Origin of the sequence: Rhizobium sp. YJ-22 (genome assembly GCF_029601685.1) — a bacterium.
Lineage (GTDB): Bacteria > Pseudomonadota > Alphaproteobacteria > Rhizobiales > Rhizobiaceae > Metarhizobium.
The window spans coordinates 12,933-13,290 of sequence record NZ_JARRIR010000036.1; the positions used below are offsets into that span (position 1 = coordinate 12,933).

Genomic DNA, 358 nt, shown 5'->3' on the forward strand with positions numbered 1-358 from the left:
AACCATTTTGAACATCATTGCCATCTGTTTTTTGTGAATTTAACTGCATATCCAGGATGTTGACGATCTCATCCCGCAGCATCGTCATTTCCTCGAGTACAGCTTCCGTTTCAATCCGGTTTGAAGCGCGGGGAAGACGAGTCCCAAGAGCGACATACATCGCTTCAATGGCTTCCCAGTCACCGTCAGCCCCCTCATCGATCGCCGCTGTGATTAGCTTGCGGACGTCACGGCGGCAAATCGATAGGGCTTCCTTAGCGCGCTTGAACAGACGCCGCGGCATCGTAAAGTTAACTTCAGCGAAGCAAAAGCGTGACGCCCGCCACGTGCACTGCTCATGCGCGAGCGATCTTCGCCC

At 53.6% G+C, this 358-nt stretch carries 1 pseudogene; it reads right to left on the reverse strand.

The features are described from left to right. Nucleotides 1-283: pseudogene (locus P7F60_RS30290) on the reverse strand (replication initiation protein RepC); the annotation flags it as partial. Nucleotides 284-358 lie beyond the last annotated feature (75 nt).